We start from the raw sequence: 24,650 nt of genomic DNA, 5'->3' as shown, positions 1-24,650 counted from the left end.
CGTAGGGTCCCGGGCGTGGCCGAACCAGCACTGCCCGTGGTCAGCATGTGGACCGACGGGGCGTGCAAGGGCAACCCGGGAGTGGGTGGCTGGGGCGTGCTGCTGCGCTCGGGCGCGCACGAGAAGGAGCTGTTCGGCGGTGAACCGGTGACGACGAACAACCGCATGGAGCTCACCGCGGTCATCCAGGGCCTCGGCGCCCTCACCCGGCGCTCGTCCGTGCACCTGCACATCGACTCCACCTACGTCATGCAGGGCATCCAGAGCTGGGTGGCCGGGTGGAAGCGCAACGGCTGGCGCACTGCGGCGAAGGCACCGGTCAAGAACGAGGACCTGTGGCGTGCCCTGGACGCGGCGGTGGCCGGGCACGAGGTGCGGTGGACCTGGGTCAAGGGGCACGCGGGCGACCCCGGCAACGAGCGGGCCGACGCGCTGGCCAACCTCGGGGTCGACCAGGTGCGAGCTGCCGGTCGGGTCTGAGGCGCGGGTCACGCGCGCAGCGGGTCAGGCGCGCAGCGCGACCGTCTGGCCGCGCACCACGGGGCGCAGGGTGCCGGGCAGCCGGCGCCGGGCGACCTCGCGGACGACGTTCCCGAGCGGGTCCTTGAACAAGCCGTAGTCGTCGTAGTGGACGGGCACCGTCACCCCGGGCTGCAGCAGCTCGACGAGGTCGGCGCCCTGCTGCGCGTCCATCGTCACCAGGAAGGGTCCCAGCTTCGTGCCGCCCAGGTGCGGTACGAGGGCGTCCAGCGGTCCGCACCGGGTGAGCACCTCGGCCAGCGCCGGGCGGAACAGGGTGTCGCCGGTGACGTAGCCCCGCCAGCGCACCTCGCCGTCGCGCACCAGCTCCAGCACGCTGCCCATCACCTGCGGCAGCAGGCGGGCCAGCGGGCCGGGGCCGTGCACGCCGGGTACCGACGTCACCCGCACCTCGACGCCGTCGCGCACCACCGAGGTGGTCTGCCACGGCCGCAGGTCCTCGGTGGCGGTGAAGCCGCGGTCGGCCAGGCAGCGGGCTGCCTCCGGGGTGGTCACCACCCGCAGCGGCTTGGGCAGCTCGCGGGTCGCCCGGCGGTCCCAGTGGTCGCCGTGCATGTGCGACAGCAGGACGGCGTCGAGCTCGGGCAGCTCGGCCGGCGTGATCGCCGGGTCGGTCAAGCGGCGGCTGCGCAGGCCGTACCCGAGGTGGGCGAGCTCGCCGCGGTGCAGGAAGTTCGGGTCGGTGAGGAGGGTGGCCGGGCCCAGCCGGAGCAGGGTGGTCGCCGTCCCGCCGAAGGTCAGGGTGACGTCGTCGTGGGGCATGGTCCCGCCTACCCCGCCGGCCGGGGGCTCTACCGGCGCGACCGGCAGGGGCCGACCGCCGGCGTCCCTGGCCCGACCGCGCCCGGCGTCCCTGGCCCGACCGCGCCCGGCGGGTGGGTGCGCGCGGTGGCGGGTCACCGGTCGGCGACGCGCGCTCCTCAGCACACCGAGGTCCCCGGTGCGCGCCGATGCGGGTCGTGGCGGGGAGCGGGGAGCGTGCGCACGCACCGCCGAGCGGGTGCGCTCCTGCGCGGGCCACGTGACGGGCCATGTGACGGGCCACGTGTCCTGCGCCGGGGCCTGCGCCGGAGTGGGCCCCGGCGGCGGTCAGCGGGCGGCCATCATCTCCGGCAGTCGGGCGACCAGGCCAGCGCAGGCGGCCCCGACCATCTCCCGCAGCACCACCTCGGCGACGGGGGAGCGACAGATGTTGCCCAGGCAGACCATGGAGACGCGGTACGGCATGCACCCGCGGTCACCGGTCGTGAGCACTGCGAAGCATCGGGTCGGTCCTGTCGGTGCCGGCTGGTAGGAAGGACCCGTGGCAGAACCCCGTTCCGTGGACGCGTCGTTCCTGGCCCTCCCGCTGTCCGCGCTCACCGACGCCGCGCTCACCCGCGCCGTCGACCTGGGCTGCGAGCACGCCGACATCCGGGTCGAACGCATCCGCACCCAGACCATCCGGCTGCGCGACGCCCGGGTCGAGGCCGCCGCCGACGGCGAGGACCTCGGCCTGGCCGTGCGCGTCGTGCACGAGGGCACCTGGGGCTTCGCCGCCGGCGTCGTCCTCACCGCGGCCGAGGCGGTGCGGCTCGCCGAGGAGGCCGTCGCCGTCGCCCAGGTGTCGGCCGCGCTCAACACCGACCGGGTCGAGCTGGCGCCCGAGCCTGCCTACCCCGACGCGGAGTGGGTCTCGGCGTACGACGTCGACCCGTTCGAGGTGCCCGAGGCTGAGAAGACCGGCCTCATGGTCGAGCTCTCCGAGCAGCTGCTGGCCGCCGACGGCGTCGAGCACGTGCAGTCCGACGTCATGCACGTCAAGGAGCAGAAGTACTACGCCGACACCGCCGGCACCCGCACCCGCCAGCAGCGGGTGCGCATCCACCCGACGTTCACGGCCCTGACCGTCGACCGGGTCACCGGCGGGTTCGAGTCGATGCGCACCCTGGCCCCGCCGGCCGGCCGCGGCTGGGAGTACCTCACCGGCACCGGCTGGGACTGGCGCGGCGAGCTCGCCGAGATCCCCGAGCACCTGCGCGAGAAGACCAAGGCGCCGTCGGTGGAGCCCGGCCGCTACGACCTGGTGGTCGATCCCTCGAACCTGTTCCTCACCATCCACGAGTCGATCGGCCACGCCACCGAGCTCGACCGGGCGCTGGGCTACGAGGCCGCCTACGCCGGCACGTCGTTCGCGACGCCCGACCAGCTGGGCAGCCTGCAGTACGGCTCGTCGCTGATGAACGTCACCGGCGACCGCACCGCCGAGCACGGTCTGTCCACCGTCGGCTTCGACGACGAGGGCGTCGCCGGCCAGCAGTGGGACATCGTGAAGGACGGCGTGCTGGTCGGGTACCAGGTCGACCGCAACATGGCCCGGTTGCGTGGCATGGGCCGGTCCAACGGCTGCGCGTTCGCCGACTCCGCCGGGCACGTGCCGGTGCAGCGCATGGCCAACGTCTCGCTCCAGCCGGCCCCCGACGGGCCGTCGACGGAGGAGATCATCGCCGGGGTCGACCGCGGCATCTACGTGGTCGGCGACAAGAGCTGGTCGATCGACATGCAGCGGTACAACTTCCAGTTCACCGGCCAGCGGTTCTACAAGATCGAGGGCGGGAAGCTGGCCGGCCAGGTCAAGGACGTCGCCTACCAGGCCACGACCACCGACTTCTGGGGTTCGATGAGCCGGGTCGGCGGCCCGCAGACCTACGTCCTGGGCGGTGCCTTCAACTGCGGCAAGGCCCAGCCGGGCCAGGTCGCACCGGTCAGCCACGGCTGCCCCAGCGCCCTCTTCGAGGGCACGACCATCCTCAACACGGTGCAGGAGGGCGGCCAGTGAGCGCTCAGTCGAAGGCCCAGACCGGTCAGCAGATCGTCGAGGCCGCGCTCGCCGCCTCCACCGCCGACGGCGCGGTGGCCTACGTCGTCGACAGCTCCGAGGCCAACCTGCGGTGGGCCAGCAACAGTCTGACCACCAACGGCGCGATGCGTTCCCGCCAGGTCGTGGTGATCAGCTTCATCGACGGCGGCGCCGGCATGGCCGCCGGCACCGTCGCCCGCACCGGGACGCCGGACGTCGCCGAGCTGGTCGAGGCCAGCGAGCAGGCCGCCCGGGACGCCGGCCCCGCCGAGGACGCGATGCCGCTCATCAGCCCGGGCGACCCGCTCGCGCCCACCGCCACCGGTGACTGGGACGCCGAGCCCGCGACCACCTCGATCGAGGTCTTCGGCGACGTGGCCCCGGCGCTCGGTCAGGCCTTCGGCGAGGCCGGGGGCCGCGACGAGCTGCTGTTCGGCTTCGCCGAGCACCAGATGGCCACCACCTACCTGGGCACCTCCACCGGGCTGCGGCTGCGGCACGACCAGCCCACCGGCCGGGTCGAGCTCAACGGCAAGAGCCGCGACTTCGGGCGCTCGGTGTGGGCCGGGGTGGGTACCCGCGACTTCTCCGACGTCTCGATCGAGGCGCTGGCCGCCGACGTGCAGCGCAAGATGGCCTGGTCGCAGCGCCGGGTCGAGCTCCCCGCCGGTCGGTACGAGACGTTGCTGCCGCCCTCGGCGGTCAGCGACCTCATGATCTACGCCTACTGGACGATGGAGGCCCGCGACGCCGACGAGGGCCGCAACGTCTACGCCAGGGCCGGGGGTGGCAACCGCACCGGCGAGCGCATCTGCGGCCTGCCGCTGACCCTGCGCAGTGACCCGGCCGAGCCGGGCCTGGAGTGCGCGCCGTTCCAGACCGTGGGCGGGTCGTCGGGGGCGGCGTCGGTGTTCGACAACGGCATGGCCACCCCCGCGGTCGACTGGATCTCCGGCGGCGTGCTGGGCAACCTCATCCGCCCGCGCGCCTGGGCGCTGCAGCAGACCGCACCGGCCACGGCAGCGCTGGACAACCTGGTGCTCGAGCTGCCCGGCGCCACGGCCACCACCGAGGAGATGATCGCCAGCACCGAGCGCGGGCTGCTGCTCACCACGCTCTGGTACATCCGCGAGGTCGACCCGCAGAGCCTGCTGCTCACCGGGCTGACCCGCGACGGCGTCTTCCTGGTGGAGAACGGCGAGGTGACCGGCGCGGTGAACAACTTCCGGTTCAACGAGTCGCCGGTCTCGCTGCTGGGGCGGGCCAACCAGGCCTCGCGCACCGAGCGCACCCTGCCGCGCGAGTGGAACGACTGGTTCACCCGGGCGGCCATGCCGATGCTGCGGGTACCCGACTTCAACATGAGCTCGGTGTCGCCGGCCAGCTGACACGCCTCCCCGGGCCCGGCCGGTCGCCGTCGGGCGCGGGAGGTGCGCCGGTCGGGCCGGTACCCTCGTGGCCGGGCCGTGACTGGCGCACAGGTGGGACACCACCGGGGAGCGGCTCCGTCGTGACCGCCGCGCGCCTGGGCACCCAGCGATCCACGGAGGAGCCCCGATGACCACCCCGTCCCCCGAGAGCACCGCCTTCCAGGCGGCGCTGCAGGTGATCGCCGACGTCGAGCCGGCCGTCGCCGCCGCCATCGGCCAGGAGCTGCACGACCAGCGCGAGAGCCTCAAGCTGATCGCCAGCGAGAACTACGCCTCCCCGGCGACCCTGCTGGCCATGGGCAACTGGTTCAGCGACAAGTACGCCGAGGGCACCCCCGGCCGCCGCTTCTACGCCGCCTGCCAGAACGTCGACACCGTCGAGCGGCTGGCCGCCGACCACGCCCGGGCCCTGTTCGGCGCCGAGTACGCCTACCCCCAGCCGCACTCGGGCATCGACGCCAACCTGGTCGCCTTCTGGGCCATCCTGGCCCACCGGGTCGAGACCCCCGCGCTGGCCGAGGCCGGCGTCAAGAACGTCGACGCCCTCGGCGAGGCCGACTGGGCCGCCCTGCGCCGCGCTCTGGGTGACCAGCGCATGCTCGGCATGAGCCTCGACGCCGGTGGTCACCTCACGCACGGGTTCCGGCCCAACATCAGCGGCAAGATGTTCCACCAGGCAAGCTACGGCACCGACCCCGAGACCGGTCTCATCGACTACGCCGCGCTGCGCAAGCAGGCCAACGAGTTCAAGCCGCTCATCCTGGTGGCCGGGTACTCCGCCTACCCGCGCCGGGTCGACTTCGCCGCCATGCGCGACATCGCCGACGAGGTCGGCGCCACGCTGATGGTCGACATGGCCCACTTCGCCGGTCTGGTCGCCGGCAAGGTGTTCACCGGCGACGAGGACCCGGTGCCCCACGCCCACGTCGTCACCACCACCACCCACAAGTCGCTGCGCGGGCCGCGCGGCGGCATGGTGCTGGCCACCGAGGAGTACGCCCCCTCGATCGACCGCGGCTGCCCGCTGGTGCTCGGCGGCCCGCTGGGCAACGTGATGGCGGCCAAGGCGGTGGCGTTCGCCGAGGCGCGTCGTCCCGAGTTCGCCGACTACGCCCAGCGCATCGTGGACAACTCCCGCGCGCTGGCCGAGGCGCTGCTGCGCCGCGGCGTCACCCTGGTCACCGGGGGCACCGACAACCACCTGGTGCTGGCCGACGTCTCCGGGGCCGGGCTGACCGGCCGCCAGGCCGAGGCCGCGCTGCTGGAGTCGGGCCTGGTGACCAACCGCAACGCCGTCCCCGGCGACCCGAACGGGCCCTGGTACACCTCGGGCGTGCGGCTGGGCACCCCGGCGCTGACCACCCGCGGCCTGGGCACCGCCGAGCTGGCCGAGGTCGGCGACCTGATGGCCGACGTCCTGCAGGCCACGTCGGCCGTCGGTGACTCGAAGGTGAAGTTCACCATCGCCGACGGTGTCGCCGAGCGGGTGCGGGCGCGCGCCGCCGAGATCGTCGACGCCCACCCGCTGTACCCCGGCGTCGAGCTGGTCTGACCCGCTCCTCCTGCGCAGGAGTCCGGCCCCCTCCACCAGATCTGGTGGAGGGGGCCGGAGTTCCGTGCACCCCGCTGATCAACGCTGAGCGGGGGAGTGAGCGGGGGGGTGGGGTGCGGTCCCGGGGTCAGGGGGACCGCGGGTCGGCTGCGGTCAGGCGGCCGACCGCCGGCGGCCGGCCAGCGCCAGCCCGAGGCCACCGGTGAGGGCCAGCAGGCCCAGCCCCAGGGCGTCGGAGACGTCGGCGCCGGTGTAGGCCAGCGTCGACGGGGACGACGACGAGGCGTTCACCGTCGTGCCGTGCCCGCCCGAGCCCGAACCCGTGACGACCGGGGCCACGTGCTGCACCGCGGCGACCGGGTGCTCGGCGGCCGCCGGGTGCTCAGGGGCGGCGGGGTGCACCGGGGTGGCGGGGTGCTCAGGGGTGGTGGGGTGGACCGGGGTGGCGGGGTGCGTGGGCTCGGCCGGCTGGGCCGGGTGCTCCGGGCCACCGGCCGGCGGGCACGCGGTGCCCGAGGACGACGCGCACGCGTTGCCGCCGGTCACGTCGCCGCTGGTGACGGGGCTGACCGAGGCGTCCCCGCCCTTGCCCCCGGGCGAGTTGTTGGTGATGGTGCTGGTCGCGGTCGAGCTGCAGTGGTTGTCGCCCTTCCACGCCAGGCAGATCACGTACGAGGTGACCGGGGCGCCGTGCACCGATCCGCCGTCGCCGCCCTTGCCGCCGGTCGCGGTGCCGTCGTTGTCCACCGCGTGGCCGCGCACGCCGCCCACGGCCCACGTGGAGGCGTCGACCCAGGTGTAGGACCCGTCACCGGAGGAGCTGACCAGCCCCGACCCGACGAGCCACTGCAGGAAGTCCGCAACGTCGACGGACTCCGAGCTGGCGGTGGTGCTGCCCCCGCCGTTGGCCGAGGCGTTGCCCCCCGAGACGTTGCCCGAGGTGATGGGCGAGACGGTCGCGTCACCGCCGTCCCCGCCCGGGGCGTTGTTGGTGATGGTGCTGGTCGCGGTCGAGGTGCAGTGGTTGTCGCCCTTCCAGGCCAGGCAGATGGTGTAGGAGGTGACCGGGGCGCCGTGCACCGATCCACCGTTCCCGCCCTTGCCGCCCGTGGCTGTCCCGCTGTTCTCGACGTCGTGCCCGGTGGCATAGCCCTCCGCGTAGGTCGAGGAGTCCACGGCGGTGACGGCCCCCCCACTGGTGGGGCCCTCAGAGCCGAGCGCGGCGTAGTCGGGCTCCCCACCACCACCGCCGAGGGACTCCGACGTCGCGGTGGTGTCCCCGCCGCCGTGTGCGCTGGCGTTCCCGCCGGTCACGTCACCGGAGGTGACGGGGCTGACCGAGGCGTCGCCGCCGTCGCCGCCGGGGGCGGTGTTGGTGACCGTGCTGGTGGCCGAGGACGACGCGGTCGTGTCCCCGTGCACCGAGCCGGCCAGGACGCCGCTGGTCACCGGGGCGGCGTCGACGGTGCCGCCGGCCCCGCCGTTGCCGCCGGTGGCCTCCCCGTCGTTGTCCACCTCGTGGCCCTCGGCGTAGCCGTAGGCGCCGGTGGAGGTGTCGACCTCGGTGATCGCGGGCCCGCCGACGGACTCGGCGCTGGCTGTGGTGCCGTCGTCGGCCGAGGCGACCGCCGAGCCGAGCAGGAAGATCCCGCCGGCCATGGTGGCAACGGCGAGGCCGTTGCGCACGGTTCGGTTCATGTCTGGTGCTCCTTCGCTGGTGTGCGTCGTTGCGCACGAGCTGGTCGTGCGGAGGGGTGGTGCGGGAGGTGCGGCCGGGAGCCCCCGGTGGGGGCTGCCCGACCCGTCGTGCGGGTGCCGAGCGCTGCTCGGGTCCTGCCGGGGCGGTGCTGCCGCGGCGCAGTGGTGTGGTCCGGGCTGGCCAGGCCAGGACGGCCGTGCGTCGTGGTGTGCCCCCCGCGGGCACGCCGGGACGCCGAGGTCCGCGCGCGGCGACGGGGATCAGTCGGGGCGCGAGCCCGGGTCGTCGTCGGCGTCGACGACGAGGGCCACGGCGGCGAGGTCGCGCGCGGTGGCGGTCCCGGCCCGGAGGGCGGGGAGGTCGGCGGGGAGGACGGCGGCACCGCCGCCGGGTCCGGCGGCCGGCTGCCCGGTGCCGGTGGTGCTCGAACTGCCGCATGGCGCGGGGACGGCGACGGGTGCGTCCTCGGGGCCCGGGGCGGGCGCCGGCGCGGGGTCACCCGGGGCGGGCGGGGCCGGGCTGTCGAGGGGGGCGGTGCCCGGGGTAGCGGGTGCGATGACCTCCCGCTGGACCAGGGCGGCGGTGCCGTGGGTCGGGCGCGGCGTGGTGGCGGTGCCGGGGTGCCCACCGGGTGCGGCGGCCGGGGCCGAGCAGAGGGTCCCGGCGGCCCGGGCCGCGTCGGCCTCGGCGCCCGTCGCCGACGTCGGCGACGGCGTCGGCGCGGTGCCGGCGGCGGTCCCGGAGGTGCTGTTCGGGGCCGCGGTGGGGTCTGCGTCCGGCCCGCCCGCGGGCTCCGTCGCCGACGTGACAGCCGTCCCCGTGGTCGTGGCGGAGGCCGTCCGGGGCGCGCTGCGGTCCGCCGGCGCGGGGTCGGTCGCCGTCCCGTCCTCGGAGTCCGGGCCGGCGGTCCCGGAACCGGTGGTGCGCGCGGGGGCAGCCGTGGTGGACCCCACCGCGGCTCCGGCGGCGGAGCTCGACCCCGCGGTCGGGCCCGGCGCGGTCGTGGACCCGGGCTCGTCGGGCTCCGGGGCGGGGGCCCCGGGGTCGTCGGTGTCGCGGCCGGGGTCGGCGGGCTCCGGGTCGCCCCCCGCAGTCGACGCCACGGTCGTGCTCGAGTGCGTGTCCGACGTCGAGGTCGCCGTCCCCGGGTCCGCGGTGGTGGGGGCGGGTTCGGTGGACGTGCCCCCGTCGGCGAGGGTGGCGACGGGCGCGTCATCCGGTGGGGACGTCTCCTGCGCGGTGACGGTGGTGGCCTCGACCGGCTCGGAGGTCCCGCCGTCGTCGGCCGCGGCCGGGCCGGCGAGGGCCAGCCAGGCCGCGGCGGAGCCCAGCCCGAGTGCGGCGCCGGTCAGCACGCGCCGCGTCCACGACCGCCCGCCGGACGGCGGGCGGCCGTGGTGGAGGAGGACGGCCCGGGGCATGCGGCGAAAGCTAGGGAGGGCCGCGGCCCGGTGACCAGCCTTTCGTGCCGAATGCGTCCCGGATCGGCGTGTCGCCGTCCGGGGATGGACGGACCGTACCGTCCCGATCACCCAGCGTGCGAGACAACCGCGGGCGTGTGACCCACGACACCACGCGTGGTATCACCGACGGGGTGGTCCGGGCGACCGGGAGGTGGACCGCATGGCCATGACGCTGCGGTTGTCGGCGGCGCAGACGGAGGCGCTGCGCGCGCAGGCCCGGGTGGAGGGCGCGTCGATGCAGGACGTCGCCAAACGGGCGGTCGAGGAGTACGTGGTGCGGCATGCCCGGTCCACCCCGCTGGACCTCGTGCTCGACGTCGAGCTGGTGCGCTACGCGGCGGCGATCGACGGGTTGTCGCGGTGGACGGACTGACCCTGGAGGACCTCCTGCAGGTCGCCGTCCGCGTGGTGGGCCCCGACGTCGTGGTCCGCGACCCCGGGCTGCTGGTCGCCGCCGTCGCCCGGGTGTCGGCGGTGAGCGACGGCGTCGACGTCTACCCGGCACCCGTCGAGAAGGCTGCGGCGCTGCTGCAGTCGCTGGCCCTGACCGGCCCGCTGGACAGCGGCAACCGGCCCTTCGCCCTGGCTGCCGCGCTGGCGCTGCTGGGCCTGCTGGGCGAGCCGGCCGGCATCGCGCCGGACGCCGCCGTGGACCTGGTCACCGACATCGTGACCGGCCGCGTCGAGTCGGTGGAGGAGATCGCGGCGGCGCTGCGGGGCTGACGGTGGACGCGGACCGGCGGTCCTGGCTGGCCACGGGACCGGGTGCTGGACGGAGCCCACCGCGGTCGACCACCGGATGTGACAGGTGGTGCGGGTGGGACGGACACGCATGGGGCATGTCCCTGGCGACAAGCAAGCGCGTCGTTACGTTGCGTGTCGACCCGCTCGGTGGTGGCGCCCCTTCCCAGGCGCACGAGCGGCACCGGAGGGTTCCCATGACACCGCGCTCGACCGCCCGTCACTGGGCCAGGGTCGCCGTCCCGGCCGCCGTCACCGGGGTGCTGCTCACCCTCGCCGTCGTCCCGGCCTCGGCCGAGCCGGACACCCCGGCCGAGCCGGCCACCGCCGCCGAGGCCGCGCAGGCGGTCGCGGACACCGCCCGCCAGATCGAGGCGCTCGGCGAGCAGGTCAACGACGCCGAGCTCGCGCTGGCCGGTCTGCAGGCCACGGCGGACGACGCCGGCCGTGCGGCCGACGCGGCCGACGCCCAGGTCGCTGCGCTCCAGCCGCAGGTGCACGCGATCGTGGTCAGCGGGTTCGTCGACGGCGTGCCCTCGGGGCTGGAGACCGTGCTGACCAGCGGCTCGGCCGACGAGATGCTCGCGCGCTGGTCGACGATCAACCAGCTCACGAGCCACACCGACGCGGTGCTCGGCCAGCTCACGGCCGCCCAGCAGGCCGCGGCCGCCGCCCGCGCCACCGCCGACCAGGCCCAGGCCGACGCGACGGCGTCCCTGTCGGCCCTGCAGACCCAGCAGGCCGAGCTGCAGACCCAGCTGGCGGCCTACCAGGCCGACTACGCCCGGCTGGCCGCCCCGCAGCGCGAGGCGGTGACCACCGCCGTGGGGGGCCCCGAGCTGTCCGCCGCCTCGATGGCAGACGCCGCGTCCGCCGCCCCGGCCGCCGCACCGTCCGAGGCGGCGGCCACCGCCATCCAGACCGCGCTCGCCCAGGTCGGCAAGCCCTACGTCGTGGGCGCCGACGGACCCGACGGCTTCGACTGCTCGGGCCTCACCCAGTTCGCCTACGCCGCGGCGGGCATCTCGCTGCCGCACTCCAGCCGGGCACAGAGCGGCCTGGGCGCCCCCGTCTCCCGGGCCGACCTGCAGCCCGGGGACCTGGTCTTCTACTACTCACCGGTCAGCCACGTCGGCCTGTACATCGGCAACGGCCAGATGGTGCACGCCAGCGTCAGCGGGCGCCCGGTCGCGGTCACCAGCGTCGACCAGCGCGGGTACGCGGGCGCCCGTCGCGTCGCCTGACCCGGTCGGAGCGCCCGGCGGGAGGCTCAGCCGCCCTCGCGCATGCCCCAGGGCGAGCCGTACTCGGTGAGCAGGTCGAGGAAGGGCTGGCTGTCGAAGGCCTCCGGGCCCAGGACGCCGGCGCCGCTCCAGGTGCCTGCGGCCACCAGCTCCAGGGCGACCACCGGGTGCACGGCGGTCTGCCACACCACCGCCTGGTGGCCGTACTCACGCATCGACCACTCGTTGTCGACCACGTGGTAGAGGTACACCTGGCGGGGCTGGCCGTCCGTGCCGGTGCCGCTCACCCACAGGCCGGCGCAGGTCTTGCCGGTCATCCGGTCGCCCAGCCGGGCCGGGTCGGGCAGGCAGGCGGCGACGACGTCGCGCGGGGACACCTCGACGCCCTTCACGGTCACCGGGTCGGTGCGGTCCAGGCCGACCTTGTGCAGGGCCTTGAGGACGTCGATGAACTCGGTGCCCAGGCCGTACTTGAAGGTGACCCGCCCGGCGTCCACCCAGCGCGGCATGAGGAGCACCTCCTCGTGCTCGACGTTGACGCACTCCACCGGACCGATGCCGTCGGGGAACTCGAACACCTCGGGCTCGCTGAACGGCGGGGTGGTGAAGAACCCGCGCTCACGCTCGTAGACCACCGGCGGGTTCAGGCACTCCTCGATGGTCGTCCAGATGCTGAACGACGGCGCGAAGTCGTACCCGCTGACCTCCAGGTTCGCCCCGTCGCGCACGCCCAGCTCATCGATGGAGGAGAAGAGGTGGTCGGCGGCGTAGCGGGCGAACACGTCGGAGAGGCCGGGCTCCACGCCCATGCCCACCAGCGCCAGCTGGCCGGCGGCCTCCCACTCGCCGGCCAGCTCGAACTGCTCGTCACCGAGCTTCACGCCGGTCTGCTCGTACGGGTGCTCCGGGTGCGGGCGCGACAACGACATCGCCATGTCCACGTAGGTGACCCCGGCGGCCAGGGCGGCCCGGAACAGCGGCATGACGAACCGCGGGTCGACGGCGTTCATCAGCACGTCGCAGCGGTGGTCGGCCAGCAGCGCCTGCACCGCGTCGGGGTCCCCGGCGTCGACGGCGCCGGCCGACACCACCCGCTCGTCGTCGACCGCGGCGGCGGTGGCCGCGGCCCGGTCGGCGTCGTAGTCGGCGACGACCACGGCCTCGGGGAACGACCGGCGGGCGGCGATCGCGGCGAACGCGCTGCCGACGCCGCCGGCGCCGACCAGGAGGATGCGCATGCTGTCCTTCTCTCGGTGAGGGTGGCCGGAGCCTAGGGGACGACTGCCCGATCCGCGACGGCATCCGTCGCGGTACGAACTCTTAACCGTCGAAACCCTTGTGGATGGCCCGCCGACCTGCGATAACCGTGGCATGACAGCCCTGGAAGAGGCGACGTGAGCGAGTCGACCGCGCAGCCACAGCTCAAGCAGGGGGCGATCGGCTTCGTCGACGCCCTGGTGATCGGGCTGGCCTCCACCTCGCCGGCGTACTCGCTGGCCGCCGTCGTCGGCGCCGTGGTGGCCCTGGTGGGCGTCTACGCCCCCGGGGTCTTCCTGGCCTCCTTCGTGCCCATGCTGCTCATCGCCTCGGCCTTCTACTACCTGAACAAGGCCGACCAGGACTGCGGGACGACGTTCTCCTGGGTCACCCGCGCCATGGGCCCCTGGATGGGGTGGATCGGTGGCTGGGCGATCGCCATGACCGGCGTCCTGGTCATCGGCTCGCTGGCCGACGTCGGCGTCCGGTTCGGGCTGTACGCGCTGCAGCTGGACGCGGTCGCCGAGAACACGTTCGCGGTGCGCACGCTGACGGTGCTGCTCATCCTCGCGATGACGGCGATCTGCGTGCTGGGCACCGAGATCAGCGCCAAGCTGCAGAACGCGCTGATCATCGCGCAGGTCGGGGCGCTGCTGGTGTTCGCCGGCATCGCGCTGGTGGCCGGGCTGCGGGGCAACGGCGCCGACGGCGGCAACCTCACCCCCGAGCTGTCCTGGCTCAACCCCTTCGGGGCCGGTGGCGCGGCGCTCACCGGCGGCCTGCTGCTGGGGGTCTTCATCTACTGGGGCTGGGAGTCCGCGGTCAACCTCACCGAGGAGACCCAGGACGCCGAGTCCACCCCCGGCAAGGCGGCGATCGTCTCGACGGTGGTGCTGCTCATCACCTACCTGGGCTGCACCTTCGCCATCCTGAGCTTCTTCGGCCCGGCCTTCCTCGCCGACCGCTCGGGCGAGGAGGAGACGATCTTCTACACCCTCGCCACCGAGGTCATGGGTCCCTGGGACTGGGTGCTCCTGCTCGCCGTGTCGACCTCGGCGATCGCCTCCACCCAGACCACCATCCTGCCGGCCTCCCGCACCGGGCTGTCCATGGCCCGGCGGCACGCGATGCCGGCCGGGCTGGGCCGCGTGCACCCGCGGTTCCGCACGCCGGACGTCTCCACCTGGACGGTCGCGGTGATCGCCATCGCCTGGTACCTGGTGGTCAACGCGATCAGCGAGAACGCGCTGTTCGACTCCCTCACGGCGCTGTCGCTGCTGATCGCCTTCTACTACTCCCTCACCGGCATCGCCTGCGCGGTGTTCCACCGGCGCCAGCTCACCCGCAGCGCCAAGGACTTCCTGCTCATCGGTGTCGGGCCGGTCATCGGGTCGCTGCTGCTGCTCTGGCTGCTGGTGGAGTCCATCGGCGACCTGGCCGACCCGGCCAACTCCTACAGCGGCGTCTCGTGGTTCGGGGTCGGGCCGCCGCTGGTCATCGGCATCGGCATCTTCCTGGTCGGCGTGGTCTTCATGGTGGTGTGGCGGTTCACCGACGCCCGGTTCTGGGCCGAGAAGGCCACCACGGCCGACCGGTTGCAGGCCGACATCGACGCCGGGCGCACCGCCGGCGCCGTCGAGGACCCCGCCCCGTGACCCCGACCCGCGCAGGAGGGACCGACCGATGAGCATCGTGCTGGGCTACGACGAGTCCCCCGGCGCCCGCCGGGCGCTCGCGCTGGCCGTGGACCTCGCCGGGCGGCTGGACGAGCCGCTGGTCCTCGTGTTCGGCGCCGCGCCGCCCGGGACCGTGGGCGAGGAGTCCGGCGCCCACGCCCGCGCCCTCGCCGAGATCGGCGGGACGGCGGTCGCCCACGCCGTGGAGGCGGCCGACGCGGCCGGGGTGCGCACCGTGGTCGAGGTGCTGCCCGCCAAGCCGGTCGACGCCCTGCTGGACGCCGCCGCCCGGCACGACGCCCGGGTCATCGTGGTGGGCACCTGGGGGGAGACCCCGCTGCGCGGCGCGGTGCTCGGGTCGGTGTCGCACAAGCTGCTGCACCTGTCCGACCGACCGGTGCTCTGCGTCCCCGCGGAGCGGGAGTAGCGCGCTGCCGCCCCCGCGCAGCATCGATCAGGGCCCCTGGTCGAGATCCGTCCTCCGCCACGAGATCTGGTGGCCGAGGACGGACCCCGGTGGAGGAGGAGGCCCTACAGGCGGGCCCAGGCCTCGGTCAGGACGCTGCGCAGGGTCTGCTCGATGAGGTCGAACTCGGCCTGGCCGGCGGTCAGCGGCGGGGCGAGCTGGACGACGGGGTCGCCGCGGTCGTCGGCGCGGCAGTACAGCCCCGCGTCGAACAGGGCCCCGGACAGGAAGCCGCGCAGCAGCCGCTCGCTCTCGACGTCGTCGAAGGTCTCCTTGGTGGCCTTGTCCTTGACCAGCTCGATGCCGTAGAAGAACCCGTCGCCACGGACGTCACCCACGATGGGCAGGTCGTGCAGCTTCTCCAGGGTGCGGCGGAAGTCGTGCTCGGTATCCAGCACGTGCTGGTTGAGGCCCTCGCGCTCGAAGACGTCCAGGTTGGCCAGGCCGACGGCGGCCGACACGGGGTGCCCGCCGAAGGTGTAGCCGTGCGGGAAGGTGACGCCGGGACGCAGGAAGGGCTCCATCACCTTGTCGCTGGCGATCATCGCGCCGATGGGTGAGTAGCCCGACGTCATGCCCTTGGCGCAGGTGATCATGTCGGGCACGTAGCCGAACTTCTCGCAGGCGAACGTGGTGCCCAGCCGGCCGAAGGCGCAGATGACCTCGTCGGACACCAGCAGCACGTCGTGCCGGTCGCAGATCTCGCGCACCCGGTCGAAGTAGCCGGGCGGGGGCGGGAAGCAGCCGCCGGCGTTCTGCACCGGCTCCAGGAAGACCGCGGCCACCGTGTCCGGGCCCTCGAACAGGATGGCCTGCTCGATCTGGTCGGCGGCCCACTGGCCGAAGGCCTTCGGGTCGTCGCCGAAGTACGGCGCCCGGTAGATGTTGGTGTTGGGCGCGCGGAACGCACCGGGCACCAGCGGCTCGAAGTCCTGCTTGAGCGCCGGCAGCCCGGTGATCGACAGCGCCCCCTGGGTGGTGCCGTGGTAGGCGATGGCCCGGCTGATCACCTTGTGCTTGGCCGGCTTGCCGATCAGCTTGAAGTACTGCTTGGCCGCCTTCCACGCGGTCTCGACGGCCTCGCCGCCGCCGGTGGTGAAGAAGACCCGGTTGAGGTCGCCCGGTGCCGCGGCGGCCAGCCGCTGCGACAGCTCGATGGCCGAGGGGTGGGCGTAGGACCAGATCGGGAAGAACGCCAGCTGCTCGGCCTGCTTCGCCGCGGCCTGGGCGAGCTCGCGCCGGCCGTGCCCGGCCTGGACGACGAACAGCCCGGCCAGCCCGTCGAGGTACCTGCGGCCGCGGTCGTCCCAGATGTAGCAGCCTTCGCCCTTCACGATGACCGGCGGCGCCTGCTGGGCGTACCCGCCCATCCGGGAGAAGTGCAGCCAGAGGTTGTCGACGTCGGCCGGGCCGTAGTGCCCGGGCTCGGTGACCGGCTGCTCGGTGGTGGTCATGGCGGTACCCCCTGCGACTGCGGATTCCGTCGTCCGGCGACGGTTCGACATCGGGGAGCGTAGCCAGAGGGCGTAGCAGAAAGCGAGACCGTCGCGTCAGCGACGGTCACCGGCGGCGAGCCGCCGCACCAGGTCGGCGATGGCGGCCGCTCGCCCGGTCGCCGTGCGCTTGGTGTGCACCCAGTGCAGCACGGCGTACCGGCCCGACGCGTCGAGTGCGTCGAAGGCCGCCCGGGCGGTGGGGGTGGCCGACAACGCCGCCAGCAGGTCCTCGGGCACCGGCATGCTCGCCGACCCGGGGTAGGCGGCCGCCCACCGGCCGTCGGCCTGCGCGGCCTCGACCTGGGCCAGGCCGGCCGGGCGCATCCGGCCGTCGGCGACCAGTCGGGCGACGGTGGCCACGTTCTTGGCCGACCAGATGCTGCGTGGCCGGCGGGGGGTGACCCGCACGGTGTAGCTCTCGTCGTCGAGCCGGTTGGCCCGGCCGTCGATCCAGCCGTGGCAGAGCAGCCCCTCGACCAGCTGCTCCCAGGTGACCGACGGGAACCCGGCCCCCTTCTTGGCCAGCCGCACGTAGAGACCCGGTGCCGTCGCGCCGTGCTCGGCCAACCAGGCGTCGAGCTCCGCGCCGTCGGCGAAGGACCGCACCTCGAACTCCCGTTCCACCACGACACCCTCCCAGCGTTTCGGAACCACCTCGGGCGGTCAGGGGGTGTGGGTGACGCGACGACCCCCTGGCCCGGAGCAACTGTGGCTGGTGCGGCACGGGGAGAGCCAGGGCAACGTGGCTGACGCCCGCGCGCACGAGCTCGGCGTCGAACGGCTCGACCTCGACGTCCGCGACCCCGACGTGCCCTTGTCGACCACCGGTGAGCGGCAGGCCGACGCCCTGGGCCGCCACCTGGCGGGCCTGCCGGAGCGGCCGACCGCCGTGCTGGCCTCGCCGTACACCCGGGCCGCCGACACCGCCCGCCGCGCGGCGGCACCCCTGGACCTCCCGGTGCGGTTCGACGAGCGGCTGCGCGAGCGCGACTTCGGCGCGTTCGACGGCATGACCGCACACGGCATCCGGGAGCGCTACCCCGAGGAGGCCGAGCGGCGTCAGCTGCTGGGCAAGTTCTGGTACCGGCCGCCGGGTGGGGAGAGCTGGGCCGACGTCGCCCTGCGGGTGCGCAGCGTGCTGGCCACCGAGGCGCTGCGGCACGACGGCGAGCGGCTGCTCGTGGTCAGCCACCAGGCCGTGGTCATGGTCCTCCGCTACGTGCTCGAGGAGCTGGGCGAGCAGGAGCTGCTCGAGGTCGACCGCCGCGAGCAGGTCGCCAACGCCTCCCTCACCCGCTACCGCGCCGCCGGCGCGGGGTGGGAGCTGCAGGAGTTCAACGCCGTCGAGCACCTGGCGGACGTCGCCGTCACCGAGGAGCCCGATGTCGCGCACCCCTGACCTCGTCACCCCGCAGCTGCTCCGCGGCTGGCGCCTGCCCGAACCCGCCGGCGGCAAGGACGCCCGCGGGTCGGTGCTCGTGGTCGGCGGGAGCACCGAGACCCTGGGGGCGGTGCTGCTCGCCGCGGAGGCCGCGCTGCGGTCGGGGGCGGGCAAGCTGCAGGTCGCCGTCCCGCGGAGCCTGGCGCCGGTGACCTCGTCCGCCCTGCCCGAGGCCCTGGTCCGCGGCCTGGCCGAGACCGAGGCGGGCGCGGTGCGGGCCGACGCGGCCGACCGGGTGCTCGACCTGGCGCAGAGCGCGGCCGCCGTGCTCGTCGGCCCGGGCATGGTCGACGAGGCGCAGACCCGCGAGCTGGTGGAGCGCCTGCTGCCCGAGCTGCACGGCCCGCTCGCCCTCGACGCGCTCGGCCTGGCCGCCGTCACGGCCGACCCCGCCTGCCTGCACCACCTGGACGGGCGCGTGGTGCTGACGCCCAACCCGACGGAGCTGGCGTTCGGCCTGCACGTCGACGACGTCGAGGACGCCGCGGCCGGAGCGCTCGAGATGGCCGACCGGTCGCAGGCGGTGGTGGCCCTCGGCGGGGCGACCAGCTGGGTGGCCGCCCCCGACGGCCGCCTCTGGCGCGACGAGAGCGGCGGTGCCGGCCTGGGGGTCTCCGGCTCCGGTGACGTGCGCGCCGGCGTCGTCGCCGGGCTGCTCGCCCGCGGGGCGGAGCCGGCCCAGGCCGCGGTGTGGGCTGCCCACCTGCACGGCCGCGCGGGGGAGCGGCTGGCCGCGCAGGTCGGGCGACTCGGTTTCCTGGCCCGCGAGCTCCCGCCCGAGCTCCCCCGGGTGCTCAGCGAGGTGGACCTGTAGGTCTTGTGCCCGTCGTGGTCACTCCATAAGCTGCTGCTTATGATTGCTGACCCCGTCGCCACCGCTGGTCTCGTGGTCCGGGAGGTGCGCACCGGCTCCCGGGACGGCGCCACCACCCGGCTGGTCGTCGCCCGGCGCCGCTACCGCACCGACCGCGCCGACCTCTGGCAGGCCGTGACCGACCCGGAGCGCATCCCGCGGTGGTTCCTGCCGGTCACCGGCGACCTGCGCGAGGGTGGCCGCTACCAGCTGCAGGGCAACGCCGGCGGCGTCGTCGAGCGCTGCAGCGCCCCCGAGTCCTTCGCCGTCACCTGGGAGATGGGCCCGATGGTCTCCTGGCTGACCGTCTCCCTCGCCGAGGCCGACGGCGGCACTGACCTCGAGCTGGTGCACGAGGCGCCGCTGGACCCGCAGATGTGGGACACCTACGGCCCGGGTGCGGTCGGGGTCGGCTGGGACCTCGGGCTCATGGGGCTCGGGCTGCACGTCGACACCGGCTCACCCGTGGACCCCGAGGAGGGCCTGGCCTTCGCCACCACCCCCGAGGGGCGCGCCTTCGTCGGCGCCAGCGCGCAGGGGTGGGCCGACGCCGCGGCCGCGGACGGCGACGACCCCGCCGCGGCCGGGGCCGCCGCCGCGCAGACCACGGCGTTCTACACCGGCACGACCACCGGCTGAGTGACGACCGACCCCTTCGACGCCCTCGGTGACCCCACCCGCCGGCGGATCCTGGAGCTGCTGGCCGGCACCGAGCGCACCGTCGGGGAGCTGGTCGCCGCGCTGGGGCGCATCTCCCAGCCCGCGGTCTCCCAGCACCTGGCCGTGCTGCGGGACGCCGGGTTGGTGCGGGTGCGCGCCGAGGGCACCCGGCGGTTCCACGCGGTGGACGACGCGGCGGTGGCGGCCGCCCGCGCCTGGCTCGCCCGGCTGACCGACCCCTTCGACCAGCCGCTGGACGCGCTCGCCACGGAGGTCGCGCGCGGCCGGCGGGCGCGGGCACGGGGTACCTCGGTTCAGTCCCCCGACGCGGCGCGGCGGGCGCGGTAGGCGGCGGCGTGGGTGCGGTTGGCGCAGCTGGTGTCGCAGAACCGGCGTGAGCGGTTCTTGGTGAGGTCCACCAGTGCGGCGCCGCACCCCTCGGCCTCGCAGCGCCCCAGCCGGTCCAGCTCCTCAGCGCGCACGAGGTCGGCGACCGCCATCGCGGCCTCGACCGCCATGCGGTGGGCCAGCGGCGCGTGCGGCTCGGTGGCGTGCACGTGCCACCCCCAGTCGTCGTGCCGCACCAGCTGGGGCTGGGCGTCGCCGTCGCGCAGCAACCGGTTCACGACCGCGACCACGGCGTCGGTGTCGTCGTCCCACATCTCGCCCAACCGGGCGCGCAACCGGTGCACGGCGGCGAGCTCGGCCGCGTCGCCGGCGCGGTCGCCCGTGAAGCCCCACCGGTCGAGGAACCCGGCGAGCGCGGCGGGGTCGGGCAACAGCTCGGTGCCGGTCCCCGACCCGCTGGCGGTGTTGACCAGTGCGGCGGCGGCCTGCAGCCCGACCTCGGTGTCATGGGCGAAGTGCATGTTGCTCCTGACGCCTGCTACGGTCCACCACGTCAGGAGTATACGACTCAACGGTCCTGACCTCATGCGTGGAGGACGTCGTGCTGGATCGTCGGACCGGGCTCACCGGACTGCTGCTCGCCCTGGCCTCCGCCGCCGCCTTCGGCACCTCGGGCGTCTTCGCCTCGAGCCTGCTGGACGCCGGCTGGAGCGCCGCGGCCGCCGTCACGGTGCGGGTCGGGCTCGCCGCCGTCGTCCTCACCGTGCCGGCCCTGCTGCAGCTGCGCGGCCGGTGGTCGCTGCTGCGGGCCAACGTGGGCTCGGTGCTGGCCTTCGGCCTGCTCGCCGTCGCCGGCTGCCAGCTCGCCTACTTCCTGGCCATCGGGCGGCTGTCGGTCGGCGTCGCGCTGCTGCTGGAGTACTCCGGCGTCGTCCTGGTGGTGCTGTGGATGTGGGTCCGGCACGCCCAGCGCCCCGGCCGCACGACCACGATCGGGGTCGGGGTGGCCGTGGTCGGCCTCGTGCTGGTGCTCGACGTGCTCAGCGGAGCCGAGCTCGACCTGGTGGGCGTGTGCTGGGGCCTGCTGGCCGCGGTCGGGCTCGCCGTGTACTTCGTGGTCTCCGGGCGCACCGACGGCGCCCTGCCGCCGTTGGTCAGCGCCTGGGGCGGCCTGGGCGCCGGCGCTCTGGCCCTCGGGGTGGCCGCGGCGGTGGGCGTGGTGCCGTGGCGCACCACAGCCGCGGACGTCGACCTCGCCGGCGTGCGCGTGGGCTGGCTGGTGCCGGTGCTGGGCCTCGCACTCGTGGCCGCCGCGTTCGCCTACGCCAGCGGGGTCGCCGCGATCCGCCGACTGGGGTCGCGCACCAGCTCGTTCGTCGGGCTCACCGAGGTGCTCTTCGCGGTGCTCTTCGCCTGGTTGCTGCTCGGCCAGCAGCCCGGCGCCGTGCAGCTGGTCGGCGGTGCCGTCGTGCTGGCCGGCATCGTGCTGGTGCGACTGGGGGAGGCCGCCGTCCCGGCGGCCGCGGTCGAGCCGGTGCCCACGTCGCCGGCGCCGACCCGCGGATGAGGGGCCGACCGGTCCGCTCGGTGGTTCGCGGCGCGTTCGGGCTGGTCGGGGGCCTATCGTGGAGCGATGACCGCTGAACGCGAGACCGTCGACGCAGCCGTCCGGGCGATCCGGGTGGCCGACGCGGAGCGTCAGGCCGCCCAGTCCGCCGCCCGCGAGGCCCAGCGGCGCTGGGAGGCGGCCCTGGTCGACGCCGTCGAGGCCGGGCACGCCCCCTCCGCCGTCGCGCGCGAGGCCGGCGTGACCCGCAACCGGGTGTCTCAGCTGGTGTCCGCCCGCCGGGCGGCCGCCCAGGCCGACCGCGCGCCGCGCACCCCGCGCATCGTGCCCAGTCCCTTCCACTGACATCCCCGGGTGCGTAAGCGGCGTTTAACATTGGTCGGGCAGGGCTAGACCAGACGACGTCACCGCCGACGAGGAGGCCACCGTGCCCGACAACCTGCGTGGTTCCCGGATGGGGGCCACGAGCCTGGAGACCGTCCGTGGTGCGGTCTTCGCCGAGTCCGCCGTGCACGTGTACGTGTGCGAGCAGGGCCACGACGTCCCGGTGACCTTCGCCGCCGACGCCGTGCCGCCGGCCACCTGGACCTGCCCGCGGCACGGCAGCCCGGCCGCCCTGGTGGTCACCCCCGACACCCCGGTCGCCCCGCCCGCCGACGAGGGCGACGCGCCGCGCGGCCGGACCCGCAAGACCGGCCCGCCCCGGGTCAGCAAGACCCCGTGGGAGATGCTGCTGGAGCGGCGCGAGATCGCCGACCTCGACGAGCTGCTGGCCGAGCGGCTCGAGGTGCTCAAGGCCCGCCGCACCCGGGCCTGACGGTGGTGCGGTAGGCAGGTGCGCATGACTGCACCGCTGATCGCCGCCCTCGGGGACCGGGTTCCCGCCGTCGACCCCGCCGCCTTCGTGGCCCCGTCCGCCGTCGTGGTGGGCGACGTGACCCTGGGGCCCCGGGCGTCGGTCTGGTACGGCGCGGTGGTGCGTGCCGACGCCGAGTCCATCACCATCGGCGCCGACTCCAACGTGCAGGACGGCTCGACGCTGCACAGCGACCCCGGGTTCCCACTCGTGCTCGGTGACCGGGTCACGGTGGGCCACCGCGTGGTGCTGCACGGCGCCCGGGTGGACGACGACGTCCTGGTGGGCATGGGCGCGGTGGTGATGAACGGTGCGCACATCGGGTCGGGATCGATCGTCGCCGCCGGCGCGGTGGTCACCGAGAACGCCGTGGTGCCACCGGGCTCGCTGGTCGCCGGGGTGCCCGCGAAGGTCGTGAAGGACCTCGGGGACGCCGCGGTCGAGCGCATCCGGGCCAACGCCGTCAGCTACACCGACCGCCTCGACCAGCACCGCGCCCTCAGCTCGGTCGATTCTGAGCGTGTCTGACGAGCAGTCACCACGCTCGATGCGGAGATGACTTGCCAACCACGTCAATCGAACATATGTTCGTAAGCATCTCACGTTCGATGCTGGAGCCGGCTCAACAGTGAGAGTCCTGTTGCCGAGAACTGACTAGCCTGGAGCTACATGCGGCCTGACTGCGATTGCTCGTCCTGGCCTTGGACAGCTCGGGAGGGGGACCGTTGAGTACTCGCGTCAACGTTGCCCCATCCATGCTCACCTGGGCCCGAGAGCGGTCTCGACTGGATGCCGACGTGCTCGAGAAGGCGTTCCCAAAACTGGGGGACTGGGAGGCCGGGGACAAGCTGCCAACGTTCAAGCAGCTCGAGAGCTTTGCCTCTCGCACCCACACGCCCATTGGATACTTCTTCCTGCAGGAGCCGCCGGACGAGCCGCTTCCGGTACCTGACTTCCGCACGATCCGCGATGAGGCCGTAGGTCGGCCGAGTCCCGACCTGCTTGAGTCCATTTACCAGTCCGAGCAGCGTCAAGACTGGTATCGGAACTATTTGGCAGTCAACGAGGTCAACCCGCCGGCGTTCCTCGGGTCGGCAAGTCTTCAAGCGTCGCCAGGCAAGGTTGCTTCGCAGATGCGAGAGCACTTGGGCTTCGATCTCGAGCAACGCGCAACTTTTCCGACCTGGACCGACGCCCTGCGAGGGCTTATCGAAGCTGCGGAGCGAGTTGGAGTGCTCGTCGTCGTGACGGGCATCGTGGGTTCCAACACTCACAGAAAGTTGGATCCTCAGGAGTTTCGCGGTTTTGCGCTGGCTGACACCTTGGCGCCGCTTGTCTTCGTGAACGGGGCGGACACCAAGGCTGCTCAGATCTTCACCCTCGCCCACGAACTAGCTCATCTCTGGGCTGGCCAGTCCGCCGTATCCACCCCAGAACTCGATGCGCCTGCTGTCAACCCATCCGAGCGCTGGTGCAATGAGGTCGCAGCCGAGTTTCTCGTTCCCCTCGAGTCCCTCCCGGACCATCTGAGTGGGCCCACTATGGCTGGCGATCTGGACCGGTTGGCTCGTAGGTACAAGGTCAGCACCTTGGTGGTGCTACGCCGTCTATTCGATCGTGGACTCATTGCTGGAGACTGGGGCACTTATCGCGCGCACTACAGGGAGGAGTTGGCGCGTGTCCTGGCGAGGGCTGAGCGTCGTGAGGACGAGGGTGGAGGCAACTTCTACTACACCCAGCCATATCGAGTAAGCCGCCGTTTTGCGCAGGCTGTTATCTCGCAGACGCTCGAGGGTGGGACTCTCTACCGAGACGCTTACCGCCTGCTGGGTATCCGTAGGCATGAGACGTTCGTGAAGTTCGGCGAGCACTTGGGCGTCACGTGACCTACCTGCTCGACGCCAACATCTTCATCGAGGCGAAGAACGCCCACTACGGCATGGACTTTGCGCCAGGCTTCTGGCAATGGATTGAGCGATCGCATGAAGCAGGCGTCGTGTACTCGGTTGCGAAGATCGCTGACGAACTCGCTGTGCACCAAGATGAGCTGTCGGCGTGGGCCGCGACCTTGCCTGAAAGCTTCTTCTTGGACGTGGACGCGAGCACATTCCCGAGCTTGCAGCAGGCGGCCCAGTGGGCGAAAGCGCAGCCGCGCTTCACCTCTGCTGCTCAGGCGGAGTTCCTGGCTTCCGGCGATCTGTACCTCGTTGCGCAGGCGCACGCTCATGGGTTTACCGTCGTCACCCGGGAAACCCCAGACCCCTTCGTCAAGAAGCGCATCAAGATCCCTGACGTTTGCAATGGCCTTGGGGTGAGTTACACGACCCCCTGGCAGCTCCTCCGCGTCCTCAACGCTCGATTTGTCCTGCCGTAGGCGAAGCCTTGACCCAATGGGCTAGCCTCGAACTTTCGTGATCTTGTCCCGTGTGTTTGTCGTCGGGGTTCTGGCCCCGCGTGGGCGTGAGGATCGCATCGGGGTGTGACGGTTCGCCCGATGTCGTTCGGGTGGGCGCCGGGTCCAC

Annotated in this window: 27 protein-coding genes and 1 riboswitch; of the genes, 19 read left to right on the top strand and 8 right to left on the bottom strand. The window is 73.6% G+C overall.

From position 1 onward, the window contains the following. Positions 1–15: 15 nt before the first annotated feature. On the top strand, positions 16–480 hold the full coding sequence (gene rnhA / locus TEK04_RS18330; protein ID WP_336405798.1) for a ribonuclease HI: 465 nt from the start codon (positions 16–18) through the stop codon (positions 478–480). A gap of 24 nt (positions 481–504) precedes the next feature. Here the strand turns inward: rnhA and TEK04_RS18325 are convergent, their stop codons facing one another. Continuing rightward, the gene (locus TEK04_RS18325; RefSeq protein ID WP_336405797.1) at positions 505–1,302 is read right to left on the bottom strand and encodes an MBL fold metallo-hydrolase; all 798 of its coding nucleotides are present in this window, start codon (positions 1,300–1,302) and stop codon (positions 505–507) included. A gap of 327 nt (positions 1,303–1,629) precedes the next feature. Beyond that, positions 1,630–1,767 (bottom strand): arsenate reductase/protein-tyrosine-phosphatase family protein, encoded by a 138-nt coding sequence (locus tag TEK04_RS18320; RefSeq protein ID WP_336405796.1) that lies wholly within the window; start codon positions 1,765–1,767, stop codon positions 1,630–1,632. 76 nt (positions 1,768–1,843) lie between these two features. On the opposite strand from TEK04_RS18320, the gene TEK04_RS18315 reads away from it, so the two are divergent. The 3 genes from TEK04_RS18315 to TEK04_RS18305 all read left to right on the top strand — a co-directional run bounded on the left by TEK04_RS18315 (position 1,844) and on the right by TEK04_RS18305 (position 6,361). After that, positions 1,844–3,358 (top strand): TldD/PmbA family protein, encoded by a 1,515-nt coding sequence (locus tag TEK04_RS18315; RefSeq protein WP_336405795.1) that lies wholly within the window; start codon positions 1,844–1,846, stop codon positions 3,356–3,358. Beyond that, the gene (locus TEK04_RS18310; RefSeq protein ID WP_336405794.1) at positions 3,355–4,767 is read left to right on the top strand and encodes a metallopeptidase TldD-related protein; all 1,413 of its coding nucleotides are present in this window, start codon (positions 3,355–3,357) and stop codon (positions 4,765–4,767) included. Before TEK04_RS18315 ends, TEK04_RS18310 begins: the two co-directional genes overlap by 4 nt. A 68-nt stretch (positions 4,768–4,835) precedes the next feature. Beyond that, a riboswitch (ZMP/ZTP riboswitch) is annotated at positions 4,836–4,917 on the top strand. A gap of 19 nt (positions 4,918–4,936) precedes the next feature. Next, on the top strand, positions 4,937–6,361 hold the full coding sequence (locus TEK04_RS18305) for a glycine hydroxymethyltransferase (RefSeq protein ID WP_336405793.1): 1,425 nt from the start codon (positions 4,937–4,939) through the stop codon (positions 6,359–6,361). A 153-nt stretch (positions 6,362–6,514) separates the two neighbouring features. Here TEK04_RS18305 and TEK04_RS18300 read toward each other — a convergent pair whose 3' ends face one another. Next, positions 6,515–8,059: a hypothetical protein gene (locus tag TEK04_RS18300; RefSeq protein ID WP_336405792.1), complete on the bottom strand. Its 1,545-nt coding sequence runs from the start codon at positions 8,057–8,059 to the stop codon at positions 6,515–6,517. Between the two features lie 261 nt (positions 8,060–8,320). Then, the gene (locus TEK04_RS18295) at positions 8,321–9,481 is read right to left on the bottom strand and encodes a hypothetical protein (RefSeq protein ID WP_336405791.1); all 1,161 of its coding nucleotides are present in this window, start codon (positions 9,479–9,481) and stop codon (positions 8,321–8,323) included. A 202-nt stretch (positions 9,482–9,683) separates the two neighbouring features. Here TEK04_RS18295 and TEK04_RS18290 point away from each other — a divergent pair, with 202 nt between their 5' ends. The 3 genes from TEK04_RS18290 to TEK04_RS18280 all read left to right on the top strand — a co-directional run bounded on the left by TEK04_RS18290 (position 9,684) and on the right by TEK04_RS18280 (position 11,508). Continuing rightward, positions 9,684–9,896, top strand: coding sequence for a hypothetical protein (locus tag TEK04_RS18290; RefSeq protein WP_336405790.1), 213 nt, complete (start codon positions 9,684–9,686; stop codon positions 9,894–9,896). After that, complete coding sequence (locus tag TEK04_RS18285; RefSeq protein WP_336405789.1) at positions 9,884–10,246, top strand: type II toxin-antitoxin system death-on-curing family toxin; 363 nt, start codon at positions 9,884–9,886, stop codon at positions 10,244–10,246. The genes TEK04_RS18290 and TEK04_RS18285 overlap by 13 nt, the downstream gene beginning before the upstream one ends. 215 nt (positions 10,247–10,461) lie before the next feature. Continuing rightward, on the top strand, positions 10,462–11,508 hold the full coding sequence (locus TEK04_RS18280) for a C40 family peptidase (RefSeq protein ID WP_336405788.1): 1,047 nt from the start codon (positions 10,462–10,464) through the stop codon (positions 11,506–11,508). 26 nt (positions 11,509–11,534) lie between these two features. Here the strand turns inward: TEK04_RS18280 and TEK04_RS18275 are convergent, their stop codons facing one another. After that, positions 11,535–12,746, bottom strand: coding sequence for a saccharopine dehydrogenase family protein (locus TEK04_RS18275; protein WP_336405787.1), 1,212 nt, complete (start codon positions 12,744–12,746; stop codon positions 11,535–11,537). A gap of 156 nt (positions 12,747–12,902) precedes the next feature. Here TEK04_RS18275 and TEK04_RS18270 point away from each other — a divergent pair, with 156 nt between their 5' ends. Then, positions 12,903–14,420 (top strand): APC family permease, encoded by a 1,518-nt coding sequence (locus TEK04_RS18270; RefSeq protein ID WP_336405786.1) that lies wholly within the window; start codon positions 12,903–12,905, stop codon positions 14,418–14,420. A gap of 28 nt (positions 14,421–14,448) precedes the next feature. Beyond that, a complete protein-coding gene (locus TEK04_RS18265; protein WP_336405785.1) occupies positions 14,449–14,868 on the top strand; it encodes a universal stress protein in 420 nt (139 codons plus the stop codon). Positions 14,869–14,972: 104 nt separating this feature from the next. Here the strand turns inward: TEK04_RS18265 and TEK04_RS18260 are convergent, their stop codons facing one another. Continuing rightward, positions 14,973–16,361, bottom strand: coding sequence for an aspartate aminotransferase family protein (locus tag TEK04_RS18260; protein ID WP_336405784.1), 1,389 nt, complete (start codon positions 16,359–16,361; stop codon positions 14,973–14,975). A gap of 96 nt (positions 16,362–16,457) precedes the next feature. After that, on the bottom strand, positions 16,458–17,027 hold the full coding sequence (locus TEK04_RS18255) for a YdeI/OmpD-associated family protein (protein WP_336405783.1): 570 nt from the start codon (positions 17,025–17,027) through the stop codon (positions 16,458–16,460). A 46-nt stretch (positions 17,028–17,073) separates the two neighbouring features. Between TEK04_RS18255 and TEK04_RS18250 the strand changes: the two genes are divergently transcribed. From TEK04_RS18250 to TEK04_RS18235, 4 genes are read left to right on the top strand one after another with little or no spacing between them, the layout of a single operon-like run. Next, positions 17,074–17,802: a histidine phosphatase family protein gene (locus tag TEK04_RS18250; protein WP_336405782.1), complete on the top strand. Its 729-nt coding sequence runs from the start codon at positions 17,074–17,076 to the stop codon at positions 17,800–17,802. Then, a complete protein-coding gene (locus TEK04_RS18245; protein WP_336405781.1) occupies positions 17,786–18,658 on the top strand; it encodes an NAD(P)H-hydrate dehydratase in 873 nt (290 codons plus the stop codon). The genes TEK04_RS18250 and TEK04_RS18245 overlap by 17 nt, the downstream gene beginning before the upstream one ends. A 39-nt stretch (positions 18,659–18,697) precedes the next feature. After that, entirely contained in the window at positions 18,698–19,336 is a 639-nt protein-coding gene (locus TEK04_RS18240; RefSeq protein ID WP_336405780.1) for an SRPBCC family protein, read from the top strand. After that, on the top strand, positions 19,337–19,705 hold the full coding sequence (locus tag TEK04_RS18235) for an ArsR/SmtB family transcription factor (protein ID WP_336405779.1): 369 nt from the start codon (positions 19,337–19,339) through the stop codon (positions 19,703–19,705). Here the strand turns inward: TEK04_RS18235 and TEK04_RS18230 are convergent. Then, positions 19,672–20,226: a CGNR zinc finger domain-containing protein gene (locus TEK04_RS18230; protein ID WP_336405778.1), complete on the bottom strand. Its 555-nt coding sequence runs from the start codon at positions 20,224–20,226 to the stop codon at positions 19,672–19,674. The genes TEK04_RS18235 and TEK04_RS18230 overlap by 34 nt on opposite strands. Positions 20,227–20,306: 80 nt before the next feature. On the opposite strand from TEK04_RS18230, the gene TEK04_RS18225 reads away from it, so the two are divergent. The 6 genes from TEK04_RS18225 (at position 20,307) to TEK04_RS18200 (ending at position 24,502) form a co-directional block, all read left to right on the top strand. Further along, positions 20,307–21,272 (top strand): EamA family transporter, encoded by a 966-nt coding sequence (locus TEK04_RS18225; protein ID WP_336405777.1) that lies wholly within the window; start codon positions 20,307–20,309, stop codon positions 21,270–21,272. Positions 21,273–21,338: 66 nt separating this feature from the next. Next, a complete protein-coding gene (locus TEK04_RS18220; protein ID WP_336405776.1) occupies positions 21,339–21,617 on the top strand; it encodes a hypothetical protein in 279 nt (92 codons plus the stop codon). Between the two features lie 82 nt (positions 21,618–21,699). Then, the gene (locus TEK04_RS18215) at positions 21,700–22,089 is read left to right on the top strand and encodes an RNA polymerase-binding protein RbpA (RefSeq protein ID WP_336405775.1); all 390 of its coding nucleotides are present in this window, start codon (positions 21,700–21,702) and stop codon (positions 22,087–22,089) included. Positions 22,090–22,113: 24 nt separating this feature from the next. Next, on the top strand, positions 22,114–22,656 hold the full coding sequence (locus TEK04_RS18210) for a gamma carbonic anhydrase family protein (RefSeq protein WP_336405774.1): 543 nt from the start codon (positions 22,114–22,116) through the stop codon (positions 22,654–22,656). A gap of 269 nt (positions 22,657–22,925) precedes the next feature. Continuing rightward, positions 22,926–24,014, top strand: coding sequence for an ImmA/IrrE family metallo-endopeptidase (locus TEK04_RS18205; RefSeq protein WP_336405773.1), 1,089 nt, complete (start codon positions 22,926–22,928; stop codon positions 24,012–24,014). Continuing rightward, positions 24,011–24,502, top strand: a complete 492-nt coding sequence (locus TEK04_RS18200) for a DUF4411 family protein (protein ID WP_336405772.1) — start codon at positions 24,011–24,013, stop codon at positions 24,500–24,502. Before TEK04_RS18205 ends, TEK04_RS18200 begins: the two co-directional genes overlap by 4 nt. The last annotated feature ends 148 nt before the right edge of the window (positions 24,503–24,650 follow it).

Source organism: Klenkia sesuvii, assembly GCF_037083825.1.
Classification (GTDB): domain Bacteria; phylum Actinomycetota; class Actinomycetes; order Mycobacteriales; family Geodermatophilaceae; genus Klenkia; species Klenkia sesuvii.
This window is presented reverse-complemented; position numbering and strand designations above follow the sequence as displayed.

What these genes read in the sequence shown, in the direction of transcription:
- TEK04_RS18260 (WP_336405784.1), bottom strand. Translation starts at nt 16,361, where the DNA reads ATGACCACCACCGAGCAGCCGGTCACCGAGCCCGGGCACTACGGCCCG.
- TEK04_RS18230 (WP_336405778.1), bottom strand. Translation starts at nt 20,226, where the DNA reads ATGCACTTCGCCCATGACACCGAGGTCGGGCTGCAGGCCGCCGCCGCA.
- TEK04_RS18280 (WP_336405788.1), top strand. Translation starts at nt 10,462, where the DNA reads ATGACACCGCGCTCGACCGCCCGTCACTGGGCCAGGGTCGCCGTCCCG.
- TEK04_RS18210 (WP_336405774.1), top strand. Translation starts at nt 22,114, where the DNA reads ATGACTGCACCGCTGATCGCCGCCCTCGGGGACCGGGTTCCCGCCGTC.
- TEK04_RS18325 (WP_336405797.1), bottom strand. Translation starts at nt 1,302, where the DNA reads ATGCCCCACGACGACGTCACCCTGACCTTCGGCGGGACGGCGACCACC.
- TEK04_RS18300 (WP_336405792.1), bottom strand. Translation starts at nt 8,059, where the DNA reads ATGAACCGAACCGTGCGCAACGGCCTCGCCGTTGCCACCATGGCCGGC.
- TEK04_RS18275 (WP_336405787.1), bottom strand. Translation starts at nt 12,746, where the DNA reads ATGCGCATCCTCCTGGTCGGCGCCGGCGGCGTCGGCAGCGCGTTCGCC.
- TEK04_RS18290 (WP_336405790.1), top strand. Translation starts at nt 9,684, where the DNA reads ATGGCCATGACGCTGCGGTTGTCGGCGGCGCAGACGGAGGCGCTGCGC.
- TEK04_RS18245 (WP_336405781.1), top strand. Translation starts at nt 17,786, where the DNA reads ATGTCGCGCACCCCTGACCTCGTCACCCCGCAGCTGCTCCGCGGCTGG.
- TEK04_RS18220 (WP_336405776.1), top strand. Translation starts at nt 21,339, where the DNA reads ATGACCGCTGAACGCGAGACCGTCGACGCAGCCGTCCGGGCGATCCGG.
- TEK04_RS18240 (WP_336405780.1), top strand. Translation starts at nt 18,698, where the DNA reads ATGATTGCTGACCCCGTCGCCACCGCTGGTCTCGTGGTCCGGGAGGTG.
- TEK04_RS18305 (WP_336405793.1), top strand. Translation starts at nt 4,937, where the DNA reads ATGACCACCCCGTCCCCCGAGAGCACCGCCTTCCAGGCGGCGCTGCAG.
- TEK04_RS18320 (WP_336405796.1), bottom strand. Translation starts at nt 1,767, where the DNA reads ATGCCGTACCGCGTCTCCATGGTCTGCCTGGGCAACATCTGTCGCTCC.
- TEK04_RS18265 (WP_336405785.1), top strand. Translation starts at nt 14,449, where the DNA reads ATGAGCATCGTGCTGGGCTACGACGAGTCCCCCGGCGCCCGCCGGGCG.
- TEK04_RS18295 (WP_336405791.1), bottom strand. Translation starts at nt 9,481, where the DNA reads ATGCCCCGGGCCGTCCTCCTCCACCACGGCCGCCCGCCGTCCGGCGGG.